This window comes from Streptomyces sp. NPDC013457, assembly GCF_043089925.1.
Taxonomy (GTDB): Bacteria; Actinomycetota; Actinomycetes; order Streptomycetales; family Streptomycetaceae; genus Streptomyces.
This window is the reverse complement of sequence record NZ_JBICBL010000007.1, coordinates 336,754-354,477: the sequence shown is the minus strand read 5'-3', so window position 1 is coordinate 354,477 and position 17,724 is coordinate 336,754. Positions and strand designations below refer to the sequence as shown.

Here is a 17,724-nt window from a genome sequence, read left to right as displayed (position 1 = left end):
CGTCACGCGGTCTCCACCACGAGACGCTCGACGGCGTCGATGGCCTCGGCGACGGCCTCCGGGTTCTGACCGCCGCCCTGGGCGACGTCCGGCTTGCCTCCACCGCCGCCGCCGAGGGTCTTGGCGGCGGTACGGACCAGCTCACCGGCCCTGAGACCGCGCTCGCGGGCGGCCTCGTTCGTGGCGATGACCGTCAGCGGGCGGCCGTTGGCCGTGGTGAACAGGGCCACGACGGCCGGGCGGTCCGACGGGATGCGGCCGCGGACGTCGAGGACCAGCTTGCGCAGGTCGTCGGCGGACGTGCCGTCCTGGACCTGGCCGGTGACGAGCGCGACACCGCGGACGTCCTTGGCGGTCTCGACCAGGCCGGCGGCGGCCTGGAGGACCTTCTCGGCGCGGAACTTCTCGATCTCCTTCTCGGCGTCCTTCAGCTTGCCGAGCATGGAGGAGATCTTCTCCGGAAGCTCCTCGGGGCGGCCCTTGACCAGCTCCTGGAGCTGGGCGACGACCGTGTGCTCGCGGGCGAGGAAGTTGTAGGCGTCGACGCCGACGAGGGCCTCGACGCGGCGCACGCCACTGCCGATCGACGACTCGCCGAGCAGCTTGACCAGGCCGAGCGCGGCGGTGTTCTTGACGTGCGTACCGCCGCACAGCTCCTTGGAGAAGTCGCCGATGGTGACGACGCGCACCTTCTCGCCGTACTTCTCGCCGAACTCGGCGATGGCGCCCTGACGCTTGGCCTCGTCGATCGGCATGACCTCGGCGTGGACGTCGAGCTCGCGGGAGAGGACCTCGTTGATCTTCTGCTCGACGTCCATGAGGACCGTGCCGGGAACGGCGTTCGGCGAGCCGAAGTCGAAGCGGAAGCGGCCGGGCGAGTTCTCGGAACCGGCCTGGGCGGCGGTCGGGCCGAGAGCGTCACGCAGGGCCTGGTGCGTCAGGTGCGTGGCGGAGTGGGCGCGGGCGATGGACCGGCGGCGGCGGACGTCGATGGCGGCGTAGGCGGTGGAGCCGACCGTCACCTCGCCGACCTGGACCGAGCCCTTGTGCACCGAGACACCGGGGACCGGCTGCTGGACGTCACGGATCTCGATGACGGCGCCGCTGTGGAGGCGGATCCGGCCCTGGTCGGCGAGCTGGCCGCCGCCCTCGGCGTAGAACGGGGTGCGGTCGAGGACGACCTCGACCTCGTCGCCCTCGGAGGCGGCCGGCGACGGGACGCCGTTGACCAGCAGACCGACGACCGTGGACTCGCCCTCGGTGTTGGTGTAGCCGGTGAACTCGGTGGCGCCGTTGCCGTCGGCGATCTCGCGGTAGGCGGCGACGTCGGCGTGGCCGGTCTTCTTGGCCTTGGCGTCGGCCTTGGCCTTGTCCCGCTGCTCCTGCATGAGGCGGCGGAACCCGGCCTCGTCCACGGAGAGCCCCTGCTCGGCGGCGATCTCCAGGGTGAGGTCGATCGGGAAGCCCCAGGTGTCGTGGAGCAGGAAGGCCTTGTCGCCGGAGAGGACGGTGCCGCCGGCGGCCCTGGTCTCGGTCACGGCGCCGTCGAGGACGTTCGAGCCGGCGTTGAGCGTCTTGAGGAAGCGGGCCTCTTCGGCGAGGGCGACGGTCTCGATCCGCTTGCGGTCGCTGATCAGCTCGGGGTACTGCTCGCCCATGGTGTCGATGACCACGTCGACGAGGTCCTGGACGACCACGCCCGCGGCGCCGAGCAGACGCATGTTGCGGATGGCGCGGCGCATGATGCGGCGCAGCACGTAGCCGCGGCCCTCGTTGCCCGGGGTGACACCGTCGCCGATGAGCATCACGGACGTACGCATGTGGTCGGCGACGACGCGGAGCGAGACGTCGCTCTCGTGGGCCTTGCCGTAGGCGACGCCGGTGAGTTCGGTGGCCTTGTCGATGACGACCTGGAGGGTGTCGGTCTCGTACATGTTCTGTACGCCCTGAAGGATCATCGCGAGGCGCTCGAGGCCGAGGCCCGTGTCGATGTTCTTCGACGGCAGCTCGCCGAGGATCGGGAAGTCCTCCTTGCCGGAGCCCTCACCGCGCTCGTACTGCATGAAGACCAGGTTCCAGATCTCCACGTACCGCTCGTCGTTGACGGCCGGGCCGCCCTCGACGCCGAACTCGGGGCCGCGGTCGTAGTTGATCTCGGAGCACGGGCCGCAGGGACCGGGGACGCCCATCGACCAGTAGTTGTCCTTCTTGCCGAGGCGCTGGATGCGCTCGGCGGGGACACCGACGACGTCGCGCCAGATCTGCTCGGCCTCGTCGTCCTCCTGGTAGACGGTGATCCAGAGCTTCTCCGGCTCCAGCCCGTAGCCGCCGTGCTCCACCGAGCTGGTCAGCAGCTCCCAGGCGAGCTTGATGGCGCCTTCCTTGAAGTAGTCGCCGAAGGAGAAGTTGCCGCACATCTGGAAGAACGTGCCGTGGCGGGTGGTCTTGCCGACCTCTTCGATGTCGGGCGTACGCACGCACTTCTGCACGCTGGAGGCGCGCGCGAACGGCGGCTTGACCTCACCGAGGAAGTACGGCTTGAAGGGAACCATGCCGGCGGGGACCAGAAGCAGAGTCGGGTCGTCCGCGATGAGCGACGCCGAAGGGACGACGGTGTGCCCGCGCTCCTCGAAGAAGCTCAGCCAGCGGCGGCGGATTTCAGCCGACTCCATCAGTGGTCCTCATTCCGGTTGTACGAGATCGTTCGGTACGAATGCGTGGTGGTCGTGTTCGGGGTGGCATCGAGCGATGCCCTGCGGCGCGGCCCGGGGAGCTCATGCTCGGCCGGTGCGTCCGGAGAGGCCTCGATGCCGAGCGCCCCGCCCAGTTCGGCTTCGCGCTGGACCATGCCCGCCCTGACGTCGAGGGCGAAGTCCTTGAGCCGGTGGCCGGTCTCGATCGCCTTGTTCGCCGCCTGCGCGGCAAGGCTCTCCGGGGTCAGCTGCCTGAGCTTGCGGTTGACCTTGGTGGTGGCCCACACGCCGGCGGCTGCGCCTGCGGTGAACCAGAAGGTACGGCGGAACATCGCGGGTCAGCCTTTCTGCTTCCGGCGCCGCGCGGAGGGCACGGTGCGACCGACGACGGTGCGGGGGGCGGGCGCGGGCGGTGCCTGGTCCCGGCCGCGGCCGAGGGCCCTGCGCACTCCGTAGCCGAAGGCCGCGACCTTGACGAGCGGTCCGCCGAAGGTGGAGGCGACGGTCGTGGAGAGCGCCGAGGCGTTGGAGGTGACCTCCTGGACGTCCGAGGCGATGGCGTCCACGCGGTCGAGCTGGGTCTGCGCCGACCGCACGGTGGCGGAGGCGTCGCTGAGCAGCGGGACCGCCTGTTCGGTCACGTCCGCCACGAGCCTGGTGGTCGCCTTGAGCGTCTGCGCCAGTCTCACCAGAACCACGGCGAGGAAGGAGACGAGAATCGCCCAGAACACGGCCACCAGGATCCCGGCAACCTCTCCACCGGTCACTCCGCACCGCTCTCTGCTGTCGTTGGGCCCTTGCGAAAAGTCGTCCTCCGACCCTATCGCGCCCGGGGTCTTTCCCCGTACCGCATTACGGGCGGTACGGGGGCTCCCGGGAAGGGAATCGACCGACCCGATTGTACGGAGTGCGCGTGGATGAGTACGCTCCGTGTCCCATGCGAAGGACCAACCTCCCGGCGGAGCTGAACGTCTTCGTCGGACGGGCCGCGGAAGAGGACCGACTGACCCGGCTCCTGGGGGCGTCGCGCCTGGTCACCGTCGTCGGGGTGGGGGGCGTCGGGAAGACCCGGCTCGCCCTGAGGGCCGCCAGGGCGGTGGAGAAACGCTACGCCGACGGCGTGTGGCTCGCCGACCTCTCGGTGCTGCCCGACCCGGAGCTCGTCGCTTTCGCCCTCGCCGAGGCGCTGGGGCTGACCGACCACACGCTGCGCACCCCGGTCGAGTCGCTGACCGACCATCTCGCGGAGCGCCGGCTGCTGCTGGTGGTGGACGGTTTCGAGCACCTCGTCGAGGAGTGCGCGCCCTTGGTGCGGCAGCTTCTCGCGCATGCACCGGGTCTCACCGTCCTCACGGTGGGCCGCCGTCCGCTGCGCGTCGACGGGGAGGCCGTGTTCACGCTGGCGCCGATGGACGAGGACGACGCGGAGGCGCTGTTCGTCGAGCGGGCGACCGCCTCGGCCGGATCAGGCCCGGCGGCCGGGTCCGTGCGCGAGCTGTGCCGGCGGCTCGACGGGATTCCGCTGGCGCTGGAGCTGGCGGCCGCCCGGATGCCGCTCCTCACGGTGGAGCAGATGCTGCGACGGCTCGGCGACCGGTTCCGGCTGCTGACGGACGGGGCGCGGGGCGCGCTCCCCCGGCACCAGACGCTGCGGACCGCGATCGGCTGGAGCCACGAGCTGTGCACGCCGGAGGAGCGGCTGCTGTGGGCGCGCCTCTCGGTCTTCGCCGGGCCGTTCGACCTGGAGGCGGTGGAGTACGTCTGCGCCGGCCGGGAGCTTCCGCCGGAGCGGGTGTTGGACGTGCTCGGCGGTCTGCTCGCGCAGTCCCTGGTCGTACGCGAGGACACGGTCGCCGGTCCGAGATATCGGATATTGGATACGGTCTCCGACTACGGCGCGGAGTGGCTGACGGCGCTCGGCGACACCGAGCGCATGCGCCGTCGGCACCGCGACTGGTACATGGGCCTGGCCACCTGGTGCGAGCTGGAGTGGTTCAGCCCGCGTCAGGCCGAGGTCGCGGCCTGCCTGGAGGCCTCGCTCCCCAATCTGCGGGCGGCCCTCGAACTCTGCCTGGAGCAGCCGGACGAGGCGCATCTGGCGCAGCATCTCGCCGGGACGCTCTGGTTCGCCTGGGTCGGGTGCGGGCGCCTGGCCGAGGGCCGGCACTGGCTGGACCGGGCGCTCGCGCTCGACTCGGAGCACGACGACGCCCGGCTGAAGGCCCTGTGGGTGGTGGGGTACGTGACGATTCTGCAGGGCGACGCGACGGCCGCGGTGGCCGCGCTGCACGAGTGCGGGGAGCGGGCCCGCTCCGTCGGCAACCCCCTGGCGGAGGCGTACGCGACGCACCGGATGGGCTGCCTGGCCCTGCTCTCGGACGACATGCCGAGGGCGGAGGAGCTGATCGGCCGGGCCCTGGCGACCTACCGGGAGCTGGGCGAGCTCAACAGCAACGTGCTGATGGGTCAGGTCGAGCTGGCGATGGCCCGGGTCTTCCAGGGCGATCTGGAGGGCGGGGTCGCGCTCTGCGCGGAGGTGCGGGAGATCTGCGAGGAGCGCGGCGAGCGCTGGACCAAGGCGTACGCGCTCTATGTCCTGGCGTACGCGGCGTGGGCCGGGGGCGATCACCGCGAGGCACGGAAGCTGCTCACGGAGTGCGTCGGCATCAACCACATGTTCCACGATCTGGTGGGGCTGGTGCTGGCCATCGAGCTGCTCGCGTTGGTGACGGCGAGCGAGGGCGACCCGACGGAGGCGGCCGTGCTGCAGGGCGCCGCACTGCCGGTCTGGGACTCGGTGGGTCTGCAGCTCTTCGGCTCGGGCCACTTCAACAGCGCGCGGGCGCTCTGCGCGGCCGAGGCCGGGGAGCTGCTGGGCGCGGAGCGCTACCGGGCGTCGGTGCGGGAGGGGCAGGGACTGTCCCTGGACGCGGCGGTGGACCGGGCGCTCAGCGTGCGCCGGAACCCGGCCGCGCGCGGCGCGGGCCCGCGGGCGCCGCGCCCGTTCCGTACGGCGTTCCCCGAGAACGCGGAAGCCCGCCGGCTCCCCCACTGGTGAGAGTGGGGAAGCGGCGGGCCGAACACCGCGGGGGTGGTACTACGCCTTGATCAGCGGGCGTAGTACTCGACGACCAGCTGCTCGTCGCAGATGACCGGGATCTCCTTGCGGTTCGGGTCGCGGTCGAGGCGGAAGGCCAGGGCCTTCAGGTTGACCTGCAGGTAGCGCGGGGTCTCGCCGTCGGCGGCGAAGCCACCCTCACGGGCCACCTGGAACAGGGGCTTCTCGCGGGAGCGCTCGCGGACCATCACGACGTCGTCGGGACGGACGCGGAACGACGGCTTGTCGACCTTGCCACCGTTGACCTGGATGTGACCGTGCACGACCATCTGGCGGGCCTGGTAGATGGTGCGGGCGATGCCCGAACGCAGGACCAGGGCGTCGAGGCGACGCTCGAGCTCGACGACCAGCGCCTCGCCCGTCTTGCCCTCGGCCTTCTTGGCACGGTCGTAGGCGCGCGCCATCTGGCGCTCGCTGATGTCGTACTGCGCGCGCAGACGCTGCTTCTCGAGCAGACGGACCTTGTAGTCCGAGTTCTGCTTGCGGCCACGGCCGTGCTCGCCCGGCGGGTAGGGGCGGGCCTCGAAGTACTTGACGGCCTTCGGGGTCAGCGCGATGCCGAGGGCACGCGACTTCTTGACCTTGGGACGGGACTGGTTCGGCATGAACCAACCTCTCTATCTGTACGAATACGGCTTCACCAGGGTTAGAGGAGGTCGCATCCGCAGCCGGGGAAACCCGCGAGGTCGTCGAGGACCTGACGGGCAGCCGCTCCCTGGTCTGGGCACATACGTGCAGCACGCGAACGGCCCATCGCCTGGTCCCGGGGGTCCGGGGAGGTGATGGGTTGCCCGCGACACCTTCGAAGGTGCGCGACACTCCTGGAGATCCCGCGCGAGGCGGGTCTCCGGCTGCCTGTCCCGTTCTGGTGGCGCCGGCCGAAGCCGGACACGGGACGCAGCACTCCGCACGAGTGTACCGGGTCGGCGGGGGCCCAGTGACCGCGCCCGCGTCCGCCTCAGCCGTCGCCGCGCAGTCGCTCCCGTACCTTCTCCACCACGTCCGCGTACCGCGCCTCCGCGCCGTAGCGGGTCGGCTCGTAGTAGCGCCTGCCGTGGACCTCGTCCGGCGCGTACTGCTGTGCCGCGATGCCGCCAGGGACGTCGTGCGGGTACACGTAACCCTGGGCATGGCCCAGCTTGGCCGCGCCCTTGTAGTGACCGTCGCGCAGATGCGGCGGGACCGCGCCCGCCAGGCCGTTGCGCACGTCCGCCTGGGCCGCGAAGATCGCCGTGGTCGCCGCGTTCGACTTGGGGGCCAGGGCCAGTGCGATCGTGGCGTGGCTCAGGGTCAGCGCCGCCTCGGGGAAGCCGATCATGGCGACGGCCTGCGCCGCCGCCACGGCCGTCGGCAGAGCGGTCGGGTCGGCCAGGCCGATGTCCTCGCTGGCCGAGATCATCAGCCGGCGGGCGATGAACCGGGGGTCCTCCCCCGCCTCGATCATCCGGGCCAGGTAGTGCAGCGCCGCGTCCACGTCCGAGCCGCGGATCGACTTGATGAGCGCGCTGGCCACGTCGTAGTGCTGGTCGCCGTCCCGGTCGTACGTCACCGCCGCCCGGTCCACGGTCTCCTCGACCGTCTGGAGGGTGATCTCCGGCTCGCCCTTCGCGAGGGCCGAGCCCGCGGCCGCCTCCAGGGCGGTCAGCGCACGCCGGGCGTCGCCGCCGGCGATCCGCAGCAGATGCGCCTCGGCGTCCTCGGGCAGGCTGACCGCGCCCCCGAGCCCCCGGTCCTCGGTGAGGGCCCGCTTGAGGAGATCGCGCAGGTCGTCGTCGGTGAGCGGTTCGAGCGTGAGCAGCAGGGAGCGGGAGAGCAGCGGCGAGATGACGGAGAAGTACGGGTTCTCGGTCGTCGCGGCGATGAGCGTCACCCAGCGGTTCTCCACCGCCGGCAGCAGCGAGTCCTGCTGGGCCTTGGAGAAGCGGTGGATCTCGTCGAGGAAGAGGACGGTCTCCTTGCCGAAGCCGCCGGCCGCGCGCCGCGCGCCCTCGATGACGGCCCGGACCTCCTTGACGCCCGCGGTGATGGCGGAGAGCTCCACGAAGCGCTTGTTGGTCGCCTTCGAGACCACGTACGCCAGGGTCGTCTTCCCGATGCCGGGCGGACCCCAGAGGATCACGGACGAGGCGCCCGCCGGGCCTCCGTCGCCCTCGCCGACGAGCCGCCGCAGCGGCGAGCCGCGCTTGAGCAGATGCTGCTGGCCGAGGACCTCGTCCAGGGTGCGCGGACGCATCCGTACAGCCAGAGGGCTGCTGGACGGGTCCTTCTCCTGGCGTTCTTCGGCGGCTGCGGTAAAGAGGTCGGGCTCCACGTCATGAAGCCTAAGTCAGAGCACTGACAGCGCGGCCCGCGCCCGGTGAGCCTGCGAGCCCGCAGCTCGTCAAGCCGTCAGTCCGTCAGCCCGTCAGCTGGTCCAGAAGTCCCACCAGCGCGTGAGGATCAGCATGCCGATGATCCCGATGTGCAGAACCGGGAGCACCCAGGTGAACTCGTCGAAGAACGTCCGCAGACCCTGGGGCGCCGGGATGACCCCCTTGCGGACGTTGTGTGAGGTCACGTACCAGAACATGATGATCGTGGCGGCCCAGGCCAGGCAGCACCACAGGCAGAGCGCGTTGATCTCGTAGAGCGACTGCTGCATCAGCCAGGTGCAGAACCCGACGCCGAACAGCGTGCCCGCGTTCAGGCCGAGCCAGTACCAGCGGCGGTAGCGGGCGCCGGCGAGGAGGCCTACGCCGATGGCGATCACCATGGCGTAGGTGACGAGGCCGAGCATCGGGTTCGGGAAGCCGAAGACCGAGGCCTGGTCGCTCTTCATGATGTTGCCGCACGAGACGATCGGGTTGAGGCTGCAGCCGGGCGTGAAGTTCGGGTCCTCGAGGAGCTTGAACTTGTCGATCGTGATGACCCACGCGGCGAGCAGACCGGCGGCACCGGTGATCACCAGCAGCCAGGCCAGGGCCCGGCTCGCGCCGATCGTGCCGCGTGCCGACTCGTCAACCGCCGTGTCTGTCATATCCCCGATCCATCACTCGCGGGCTTGTGGCCACGGTCATTCTGCCGTACGGGGCACACTCTCCACCGTTCGGTGGACATAAGGACGACCGGGGCCCGTCCGCGTGAAGCGGTCCGGTCCCCGGTCGTCCTCGTGCCGTGTGCCGTGCGTCTTCGGCCCTCGTCAGGCCAGCTTCGCCCGGACGGTGTCGACCAGCGCGTCCAGGGCCACCGGCTCCTGCTCTCCGGACTCCATGTCCTTGAGCTGGACCACGCCCTCGGCCAGGTCACGCTCGCCCGCGACGACGGCGAACCGGGCGCCCGAGCGGTTGGCGTCCTTCATGGCGCCCTTGAGGCCCTTCCCTCCGAACGCGAAGTCGGCCGCCACGCCCGCCTTGCGGAGTGCGGTGACCTTCCCGAACACGACACGGCGCGCCACGTCCCCGAGCGCGACCGCGAAGACGCTGGTCGCCGCCGGGATGTCCAGCTCGACGCCCTCGGCCTCCAGGGCCAGCACCGTACGGTCCACGCCGAGCGCCCAGCCGACCGACGGGAGCACCGGTCCGCCGATCATCTCGGAGAGGCCGTCGTACCGGCCGCCGCCGCCGACCGCGGACTGCGAGCCCAGACCGTCGTGGACGAACTCGAAGGTCGTCCGCGTGTAGTAGTCCAGGCCGCGCACCAGCTTGGCGTCGTCCTCGAACGCGACGCCCGCCGCGGTGATCAGGGCGCGCACCTCCTCGTGGTACGCCTTGCACGCGTCGCACAGGTAGTCGCGCAGCAGCGGCGCGCCGACGAGCTGCTTCTGCACGGACTCGCGCTTGTCGTCGAGGACGCGGAGCGGGTTGATCTCGGCCCGGCGGAGCGTCTCCTCGTCGAGGTCGAGGCCGCGCAGGAAGGTCTGCAGCGCCTCCCGGTAGACGGGGCGGCACTCCTTGTCGCCGAGCGAGTTCAGCAGGATGCGGAAGTTCCGCAGGCCCAGCGAGCGGTACGCGTCGTCGGCCAGGATGATCAGCTCGGCGTCGAGCGCCGGGTCCTCGGCGCCGATCGCCTCGGCGCCGACCTGGGAGAAGTGCCTGTAGCGGCCCTTCTGCGGGCGCTCGTAGCGGTAGTACGAGCCGGAGTACCAGAGCTTCACCGGCAGGTTGCCCTGCTTGTGCAGGCTGGCCTCCAGGGCCGCGCGCAGCACGGAGGCGGTGCCTTCGGGCCGCAGCGCCAGCTCGGAGCCGCCCTTGGTGGTGAGGGTGTACATCTCCTTGGTGACGATGTCGGTGGACTCACCGACACCGCGGGCGAAGAGGTTGACGTCCTCGAAGCCGGGCGTCTCGATGTAGCCGTAGCCGGACTTGCGCAGGGGTCCGGAGATGGCGTCCCGGACCGCCAGGTACTTCGCGGAGTACGGCGGAATCAGGTCGTACGTGCCCTTGGGGGCCTTGAAGGTGCTCAACGTCGTCTCGTCACATTCCTCGTCGGGGAGCCTTCGTGCTCCCGAGGCCGGCGGCCACGTCCCGCAGGTACGGGTTCGTGGCGCGCTCCTGGCCGATGGTCGTCTGGGGACCGTGTCCCGACAGCACCACGGTCGAGTTGTCGAGGGGCAGGCACACGCGGGCCAGCGATTCGAGCATCTCGTCCATGTCACCGCCGGGCAGGTCGGTGCGTCCGATGGAGCCGGCGAAGAGCAGATCGCCCGAGAAGAACACGGAGGGGATCTCCGTGGTCTGCGGCATCTGGAAGGTCACCGACCCCTTGGTATGACCGGGCGCATGGGCGACGGAGAACTCCATGCCGGCGAGGTCCAGCGTGGCGCCGTCGGTGAGCTCGTGCACGTCGTCCGGCTCGCCCACGGTCAGCTCGCCCATGAGGGGCATCCCGATGGAGCGGCCGAGGGCCTTCTCCGGGTCGCTCATCATGTACCGGTCGGCGGGGTGGATCCACGCGGGTACGTCATGGGCGCCGCAGACCGGGACGACGGAGGCGACGTGGTCGATGTGTCCATGGGTGAGGACCACGGCGACGGGCTTGAGCCGATGCTTCTTCAGCGTCTCCTCGACACCCTGGGCAGCCTGGTGGCCCGGGTCGATGATGACGCACTCCTCGCCTGCGGCGGGGGCGACCAGGTAGCAGTTGGTCCCCCAGGCCCCGGCGGGGAACCCGGCAATCAGCACGATCGTCCTTAAATGTCGTCCGGCACGGGGTGCGACGGAGCGGAAGCGGCAGATCAGAGCCTACCGGCGCTGCGTATTCCACAGCCAACCCGTATACGGTACGGGCACACCCGGCCAGGACAGGAACAGTCGAGCGACAAGGAGCAGACCCGGTGGTCAGCAGCGATCAGCGGCGGCGGCAGCTCGCCAGGGAGAAGTTCGAGCGTCAGCAGCAGCGGCGGCAGGAGGCGCGGCAGAAGGCCAAGCGCCGGAACACCGTGATCGCGGCCTCGCTCGCCGTCGTACTGGCCGCGGGCGGTGCGGTGTACGCGTCCGTCGCGCTGACCGACGACGGCAGCACCGCGGCGGCCGACGACGCGACGCCGAGCGACGCCGCGACGCCGACCCCCTCGGCGACCGAGTCGAAGGCGCCGGAGCCGGCGATGGCCGTCGACAAGAAGGCCACGTACACGATGTCCCTCAAGACGAACCGGGGCGACATCGGGATCACCATGGACGCGGCGAAGACCCCGCACACGGTGAACTCCTTCAAGCACCTGGCGGACAAGAAGTACTTCGACGGGACGAAGTGCCACCGGCTCACCACCGAGGGCATCTTCGTCCTCCAGTGCGGTGACCCGAAGGGCGACGGCACGGGCGGTCCCGGCTACACCATCCCGGACGAGAACCTGGACGCGCTGGGCAAGGCCGGCGCGGACGGCTCGGTGACCTTCCCCGCCGGGACGGTCGCGATGGCCAACACGATGCAGCCCGACACGGGCGGCAGCCAGTTCTTCCTCGTCTACAAGGACACGAAGCTGCCGCCTCAGTTCACCCCCTTCGGGAAGATCGACACGGCCGGTCTGAAGGTCGTGGAGGAGGTCGCCGGGGGCGGGGTCGAGGGCGGCGCGAAGGACGGCGCGCCCAAGACGGCCGTGACGATCGAGAAGGCCACGGTCGCCAAGAAGTGACACACGGCGTGACCGTTGAATTTCGGTCGCGCGGAGAGCGGACAGCCGGGCGGCCGGTCGCCTAGATTGGCGTTGTGCAGCGCGGTCCTGTATCCGCGTTGTTGAGGGCGGGCGAGGCCCGCCGGGAACCTGTGGACGATGCCCAGGGGGCACAACCCCCTCGTCGGCATCATGTGGAGGAGGCGCTGTGAGCAGCGACCCGTGGGGCCGCGTCGACGAGACGGGCACCGTGTACGTGCGTACAGCCGAGGGCGAGAAGGTCGTCGGATCGTGGCAGGCCGGCACTCCCGAGGAGGCACTGGCCTACTTCGAGCGCAAGTACGAGGGCCTGGTTGTCGAGATCGGCCTCCTCGAGAAGAGGGTGAAGACCACCGACCTCTCGGCGAAGGACGCCACGGTCGCGATCGACCACATCCGGCAGCAGGTCGACGAGCATCACGCCGTGGGTGACCTCGCCGCGCTGACCGCTCGCCTCGACAAGCTGGTCGAGACGGTCGAGTCGCGCCGTGAGGAGCGCAAGGTCCAGAAGGCCAAGCAGGCCGACGAGGCGCGCGGCGCCAAGGAGGCCCTGGTCAAGGAGGCCGAGGAGCTGGCGCAGAGCGAGCAGTGGCGGGCGGCCGGCGAACGGCTGCGCGCGCTCGTGGACACCTGGAAGGGCCTGCCGCGGCTCGACCGGAAGTCCGACGACGAGCTGTGGCACCGCTTCTCGCACGCCCGCTCGGCGTTCTCCAAGCGCCGCAAGGCGCACTTCGCCTCGCTGGACGCGCAGCGCGAGGAGGCCCGCAAGGCCAAGGAGAAGCTGGTCGCCGAGGCCGAGTCGCTGTCGAACTCCACGGACTGGGGTGGCACGGCCGCCCGCTACCGCGAGCTGATGGCGGAGTGGAAGGCCGTGGGCCGTGCGCAGCGCGAGCACGAGGACGACCTGTGGAACCGCTTCCGCGGCGCCCAGGACATCTTCTTCGCGGCGCGCGGTGAGATCTTCGCCGAGCGGGACGCGGAGCAGACCGAGAACCTCAAGCTGAAGGAGGAGCTCGCGACCGAGGCCGAGAAGCTGGTGCCGGTGACGGATCTGAAGGCGGCGCGCGCGGCCTTCCGCTCCATCAACGAGCGCTGGGAGGCCATCGGCCATGTGCCGCGCGACGCCCGGCCGAAGGTCGAGGGCCGGATGCACGCGGTCGAGCGGGCGCTCCAGGAGTCCGAGGAGTCGGAGTGGCGCCGGACGAACCCCGAGGCACGCGCGCGTGCCGCGGGTCTGACGGGCCAGCTGCAGGACGCGGTCGACAAGCTGCAGAAGCAGATCGACGCGGCGCGTGCGGCGGGCAACGACGCCAAGGCCGACAAGCTGGCGCGTGAGCTGGAGGGCCGTCAGGCACTCCTCGACCAGGCTCTGAAGGGCCTGCAGGAGTTCGGCGGCTGATCCCGCGTACGTACGAGAAGGGCCCCGGTACCTCGCACAGGTACCGGGGCCCTTCTCGTACGCGCTGTTACGGGCGTCGCGCCGAGGTGACGCGGTAGACGTCGTAGACGCCCTCGACGCCGCGGACGGCCTTCAGGACGTGGCCGAGGTGCTTCGGGTCGCCCATCTCGAAGGTGAAGCGCGAGGTGGCCACCCGGTCGCGGGAGGTCTGGACGGCCGCCGACAGGATGTTGACGTGCTGGTCCGACAGGACGCGGGTGACGTCCGAGAGCAGCCGGGAGCGGTCCAGGGCCTCGACCTGGATGGCGACCAGGAAGACCGAGGACTGTGTGGGCGCCCACTCGACCTCGAGGATGCGCTCCGGCTCGCGGGAGAGCGAGTCCACGTTGACGCAGTCGCTGCGGTGGACCGAGACGCCGCTGCCGCGGGTGACGAAGCCGATGATCGGGTCGCCGGGTACGGGCGTGCAGCAGCGGGCCAGCTTGACCCAGACGTCCTCGACGCCCTTGACGACGACACCGGGGTCGGCGCTGGAACGGCGCTTGGCGCGGCCGCGTGTGGGCGGGGCGGTCTCGGCGATGTCCTCGGTGGCGGCCTCCTCGCCGCCGAGCGCCTGGACGAGCTTCTGCACGATGGACTGGGCCGTGACATGGCCCTCCCCGATCGCCGCGTACAGCGAGGAGATGTCGCTGTAGCGCATCTCGTGGGCGAGCGTGACGAGCGAGTCGCCGGTGAGGATCCGCTGGATCGGCAGGTTCTGCTTGCGCATGGCGCGCGCGATGGCGTCCTTGCCCTGCTCGATCGCCTCGTCGCGGCGCTCCTTGGAGAACCAGGCGCGGATCTTGTTGCGGGCGCGCGGGGACTTGACGAAGCCCAGCCAGTCCCGGGACGGGCCCGCGCCGGCGGCCTTGGAGGTGAAGACCTCGACCAGGTCGCCGTTGTCGAGGGTCGATTCGAGCGGGACGAGCCGCCCGTTGACCCGCGCCCCTATGGTGCGGTGGCCGACCTCGGTGTGGACGGCGTAGGAGAAGTCGACGGGGGTGGCCCCGGCGGGCAGCGCTATGACATCGCCCTTGGGGGTGAAGACGAAGACCTCGTTGCGCGACAGGTCGAAGCGAAGGGACTCCAGGAACTCCCCGGGGTCCTCGGTCTCCTTCTGCCAGTCGAGCAACTGGCGCAGCCACGCCATGTCGTTGAGGTGGTCGTCCTTGCCGGTGTTCTTCGGCACGTCCGTGCGCACCTTGGAGGCGCCGGCGACGGCCTCCTGCTTGTACTTCCAGTGCGCGGCGATGCCGTACTCGGCGCGGCGGTGCATGTCGAAGGTGCGGATCTGCAGCTCGACGGGCTTGCCGTTGGGGCCGATGACCGTCGTGTGCAGCGACTGGTACATGTTGAACTTCGGCATCGCGATGTAGTCCTTGAACCGGCCGGGGACCGGGTTCCATCGCGCGTGGACGGTGCCGAGGGCCGCGTAGCAGTCGCGGACGGTGTCCACGAGGACGCGGATGCCGACCAGGTCGTAGATCTCCGCGAAGTCACGGCCGCGGACGATCATCTTCTGGTAGACGCTGTAGTAGTGCTTCGGCCGGCCGGTGACGGTGGCCTTGATGCGGGCGGCGCGCAGGTCGGCCTGGACCTCGTCGGTCACTATGGCGAGGTACTCGTCGCGCTTGGGGGCGCGCTCGGCGACGAGCCGGACGATCTCGTCGTACATCTTGGGGTAGAGGATCGCGAAGGCGAGGTCCTCCAGCTCCCACTTGATGGTGTTCATGCCCAGGCGGTGGGCAAGGGGCGCGTAGATCTCGAGGGTCTCGCGGGCCTTCTTCTCCTGCTTCTCCCGCTTGAGGTAGCGCATGGTGCGCATGTTGTGCAGCCGGTCGGCGAGCTTGATGACCAGGACGCGCGGGTCCTTGGCCATGGCGACGACCATCTTGCGGACGGTCTCGGCCTGCGCGGCCTCGCCGAACTTGACCTTGTCGAGCTTGGTGACACCGTCGACGAGGAGGGCCACCTGGTCGCCGAAGTCGCGGCGCAGGGTGTCCAGGCCGTACTCGGTGTCCTCGACGGTGTCGTGCAGCAGTCCGGCCATGAGCGTGGCCGGGTCCATGCCGAGCTCGGCGAGGATCGTGGTGACGGCGAGCGGGTGCGTGATGTAGGGGTCGCCGCTCTTGCGCTTCTGGCCGCGGTGCCAGCGCTCGGCGACCTGGTAGGCCCGTTCGACCTGGCGGAGAGTCGCCGTCTCGATCTTCGGGTCGTTGGAGCGGACGATCCGCAGCAGCGGTTCGAGGACCGGGTTGTACGGGGAGGAGCGCTGGACGCCGAGCCGGGCGAGCCGGGCGCGCACCCGGTTGGACGAGCCGCCGGAGCGGGTCACGGGGGCGGGGGCGGGCTTGGGCGAGGAGGCCGGTGCCGGGGCGGGGGCCACGGGCGTGGGACTGCCCTCCGCGGGCTTGTTCTTGGGCGGCGCGGGCTCCGCCGCAAGGGCCTTGTCGGCCTGCGGGTCGGGCTGCGCGGCGGAGAGTGGCTGGGCCTCGTCTGGCAAGAGCGCTCCTCGTGCTGTACCGGGTCCCCCGGTCAGGCCCGGAAAGGCCATCGTATCGAGCCGGGGGCCGCCGTGCTCCCGCGTGCGGAGGGTGAGACGGGCACCACGCGCGCGAACGGCCCGTTCCGGGTCATACACCGGAGAACGGACGAGGCGCCCCGGGGATTCCCCGGGGCGCCTCTCACCGCACGCGCGCGTGTGGTGTCAGACCGTGATCAGCGCCTCCAGTGGAGCGCCGCGCAGGGCCGGCTCCAGGCGGGCGCGGCCCGGCAGGAAGCCGAGCTCCATGAGGACCGCGACTCCCGCGACCCCCGCCCCGGCCCGCCGGATGAGCTCGATGGAGGCCTCGGCGGTGCCGCCGGTGGCGAGGACGTCGTCGATGACCATGACGCGTTCGCCGTCGGCCAGGTCCTCGGCGTGCACCTCGATCTCGGCGGTGCCGTACTCCAGCTCGTACGCCTGCTTCAGCGTCGCACCGGGCAGCTTGCCGGCCTTGCGGACCGGGACGAATCCCAGGCCCGCGCGGACGGCCACCGGTGCGGCGAGGATGAAGCCGCGCGCCTCCAGGCCGACGATCTTCGTCGCGCCGTGCGTGACGCACAGCGCGGCGAGGCTGTCGGTCAGCGCCGTGAACGCCTCCGGGTCCGCGAGCAGCGGGGTGATGTCCTTGAACAGCACGCCCGGCTTCGGATAGTCGGGGACGTCCCGGATCCGGCTGAGGAGCAGGGCCGTGGTGTCCTGGGCCTCGGCGGTCATCCTCGGTTCTCCGACGGGCGGCCGCGACGGCCGCGCTGACCGACGACCGCGGTCTCGGCCTCGTCGTGGAAGCCGTCCGCGTCCTCGTCGGAACCGTCCAGGGGCTCGCCCTTGGCGGCCGCGGAGGCGCGCTTGGCGAGCACCCGCTTCCTGAGGGCCTTCATCGCCGGCTCGCGCTCCTTGAGGTCGGCGACGAGCGGGGTGGCGATGAAGATCGAGGAGTACGCACCGGCGGCGAGGCCGACGAACAGCGACAGCGAGATGTCGTTCAGCATGCCGGCGCCGAGGACACCGCCACCGATGAAGAGCAGGCCGGCGACCGGCAGCAGGGCCACGACGGTGGTGTTGATCGAACGGATCAGAGTGCCGTTGATCGACCGGTTGGCCAGATCGCTGTAGGTGTAGCGGGTCTGCTTGGTGATGTCCTTCGTTCCCTCCTTGAGGGAGTCGAAGACCACGACCGTGTCGTACAGCGAGTAGCCGAGGATGGTCAGCAGACCGATGACCGTACCGACCGTGACCTCGAACCCGACGAGCGAGTAGATGCCGACGGTGATGGTCAGGTCGTGGATCAGGGCGATGAGCGCCGCTACCGCCATTCGCCATTCGAAGGCGATGGCCAGATAGATCACCACGAGGATCATGAAGACCGCGAGACCGGTCCATGCCTTGTTGGCGATCTGCTCACCCCAGCTGGGGCCGACCAGCTCCGCCGCGATCTTGTTCTCGGCGATGTTCAGGTCCTTGGCGAGCTCGGCGCGGACCTGGTCGGACTTCTCGGTGTCGAGGCCGCCGACCTGGATGCGCAGCGCGCCGCTGCCGAGCTTCTGGACCACGGCGGGGTGGCCGGAGGCCTCCTCGGCGTACTCCTGGGCCTGGGAGACCGAGACCTCGGACTTCGGGGTGGTGAAGACGGCACCGCCCTGGAACTCGATGCCCATGTTCAGGCCGCGGACGGCCAGGGCCACGATCGCCGTGATGGTGATCAGGATGGACAGGCCGTACCAGAGCTTGCGGTTGCCGATGAAGTCGTAGGCGACCTCACCGCGGTTGAGCCGGGCGCCGAGGCTGTCGCGCTTCTTCGCCATC

14 protein-coding genes are annotated in these 17,724 nt (G+C 70.4%); 3 read left to right on the top strand and 11 right to left on the bottom strand.

Annotation, left to right across the window (positions count from 1 at the left end):
- Positions 1–2: 2 nt before the first annotated feature.
- The 3 genes from alaS to ACF1G2_RS21155 are packed head-to-tail and all read right to left on the bottom strand — an operon-like array spanning position 3 to position 3,460.
- Entirely contained in the window at positions 3–2,672 is a 2,670-nt protein-coding gene (gene alaS / locus ACF1G2_RS21165; protein ID WP_391799740.1) for an alanine--tRNA ligase, read from the bottom strand.
- The gene (locus ACF1G2_RS21160) at positions 2,672–3,025 is read right to left on the bottom strand and encodes a DUF6167 family protein (protein ID WP_391799739.1); all 354 of its coding nucleotides are present in this window, start codon (positions 3,023–3,025) and stop codon (positions 2,672–2,674) included. The genes alaS and ACF1G2_RS21160 overlap by 1 nt, the downstream gene beginning before the upstream one ends.
- A 6-nt stretch (positions 3,026–3,031) precedes the next feature.
- The gene (locus tag ACF1G2_RS21155) at positions 3,032–3,460 is read right to left on the bottom strand and encodes a DUF948 domain-containing protein (protein ID WP_391799738.1); all 429 of its coding nucleotides are present in this window, start codon (positions 3,458–3,460) and stop codon (positions 3,032–3,034) included.
- Between the two features lie 170 nt (positions 3,461–3,630).
- On the opposite strand from ACF1G2_RS21155, the gene ACF1G2_RS21150 reads away from it, so the two are divergent.
- The gene (locus ACF1G2_RS21150) at positions 3,631–5,751 is read left to right on the top strand and encodes an ATP-binding protein (RefSeq protein WP_391799737.1); all 2,121 of its coding nucleotides are present in this window, start codon (positions 3,631–3,633) and stop codon (positions 5,749–5,751) included.
- A gap of 50 nt (positions 5,752–5,801) precedes the next feature.
- Here the strand turns inward: ACF1G2_RS21150 and rpsD are convergent, their stop codons facing one another.
- The 5 genes from rpsD to ACF1G2_RS21125 form a co-directional block, all read right to left on the bottom strand.
- Positions 5,802–6,416 (bottom strand): 30S ribosomal protein S4, encoded by a 615-nt coding sequence (rpsD, locus tag ACF1G2_RS21145; protein ID WP_158985446.1) that lies wholly within the window; start codon positions 6,414–6,416, stop codon positions 5,802–5,804.
- A gap of 353 nt (positions 6,417–6,769) precedes the next feature.
- The gene (locus tag ACF1G2_RS21140) at positions 6,770–8,122 is read right to left on the bottom strand and encodes a replication-associated recombination protein A (RefSeq protein WP_391799736.1); all 1,353 of its coding nucleotides are present in this window, start codon (positions 8,120–8,122) and stop codon (positions 6,770–6,772) included.
- 93 nt (positions 8,123–8,215) lie between these two features.
- On the bottom strand, positions 8,216–8,827 hold the full coding sequence (locus ACF1G2_RS21135) for a vitamin K epoxide reductase family protein (protein WP_391799735.1): 612 nt from the start codon (positions 8,825–8,827) through the stop codon (positions 8,216–8,218).
- A gap of 162 nt (positions 8,828–8,989) precedes the next feature.
- A complete protein-coding gene (gene hisS, locus ACF1G2_RS21130; protein ID WP_391799734.1) occupies positions 8,990–10,252 on the bottom strand; it encodes a histidine--tRNA ligase in 1,263 nt (420 codons plus the stop codon).
- 10 nt (positions 10,253–10,262) lie between these two features.
- Positions 10,263–10,970: an MBL fold metallo-hydrolase gene (locus ACF1G2_RS21125; RefSeq protein ID WP_391799733.1), complete on the bottom strand. Its 708-nt coding sequence runs from the start codon at positions 10,968–10,970 to the stop codon at positions 10,263–10,265.
- Between the two features lie 152 nt (positions 10,971–11,122).
- On the opposite strand from ACF1G2_RS21125, the gene ACF1G2_RS21120 reads away from it, so the two are divergent.
- Positions 11,123–11,920 carry a peptidylprolyl isomerase gene (locus ACF1G2_RS21120; protein WP_391799732.1) on the top strand — a complete coding sequence of 266 codons (798 nt, stop codon included), beginning with the start codon at positions 11,123–11,125 and terminating at the stop codon, positions 11,918–11,920.
- A gap of 187 nt (positions 11,921–12,107) precedes the next feature.
- A complete protein-coding gene (locus ACF1G2_RS21115) occupies positions 12,108–13,337 on the top strand; it encodes a DUF349 domain-containing protein (RefSeq protein WP_391799731.1) in 1,230 nt (409 codons plus the stop codon).
- A 67-nt stretch (positions 13,338–13,404) separates the two neighbouring features.
- Here ACF1G2_RS21115 and ACF1G2_RS21110 read toward each other — a convergent pair whose 3' ends face one another.
- From ACF1G2_RS21110 to secF, 3 genes are all read right to left on the bottom strand, one after another.
- Positions 13,405–15,879, bottom strand: coding sequence for a RelA/SpoT family protein (locus ACF1G2_RS21110; RefSeq protein WP_391799730.1), 2,475 nt, complete (start codon positions 15,877–15,879; stop codon positions 13,405–13,407).
- A 204-nt stretch (positions 15,880–16,083) separates the two neighbouring features.
- Positions 16,084–16,635, bottom strand: a complete 552-nt coding sequence (locus tag ACF1G2_RS21105; RefSeq protein WP_391799729.1) for an adenine phosphoribosyltransferase — start codon at positions 16,633–16,635, stop codon at positions 16,084–16,086.
- Positions 16,632–17,723 carry a protein translocase subunit SecF gene (gene secF / locus ACF1G2_RS21100; RefSeq protein ID WP_391799728.1) on the bottom strand — a complete coding sequence of 364 codons (1,092 nt, stop codon included), beginning with the start codon at positions 17,721–17,723 and terminating at the stop codon, positions 16,632–16,634. Before secF ends, ACF1G2_RS21105 begins: the two co-directional genes overlap by 4 nt.
- Between the last annotated feature and the right edge of the window lies 1 nt (position 17,724).

Coding starts and splice junctions, on each gene's coding strand:
- alaS (WP_391799740.1), bottom strand. CDS start 2,672: ATGGAGTCGGCTGAAATCCGCCGCCGCTGGCTGAGCTTCTTCGAGGAG.
- ACF1G2_RS21160 (WP_391799739.1), bottom strand. CDS start 3,025: ATGTTCCGCCGTACCTTCTGGTTCACCGCAGGCGCAGCCGCCGGCGTG.
- ACF1G2_RS21150 (WP_391799737.1), top strand. CDS start 3,631: ATGCGAAGGACCAACCTCCCGGCGGAGCTGAACGTCTTCGTCGGACGG.
- rpsD (WP_158985446.1), bottom strand. CDS start 6,416: ATGCCGAACCAGTCCCGTCCCAAGGTCAAGAAGTCGCGTGCCCTCGGC.
- ACF1G2_RS21135 (WP_391799735.1), bottom strand. CDS start 8,827: ATGACAGACACGGCGGTTGACGAGTCGGCACGCGGCACGATCGGCGCG.
- ACF1G2_RS21105 (WP_391799729.1), bottom strand. CDS start 16,635: ATGACCGCCGAGGCCCAGGACACCACGGCCCTGCTCCTCAGCCGGATC.
- secF (WP_391799728.1), bottom strand. CDS start 17,723: ATGGCGAAGAAGCGCGACAGCCTCGGCGCCCGGCTCAACCGCGGTGAG.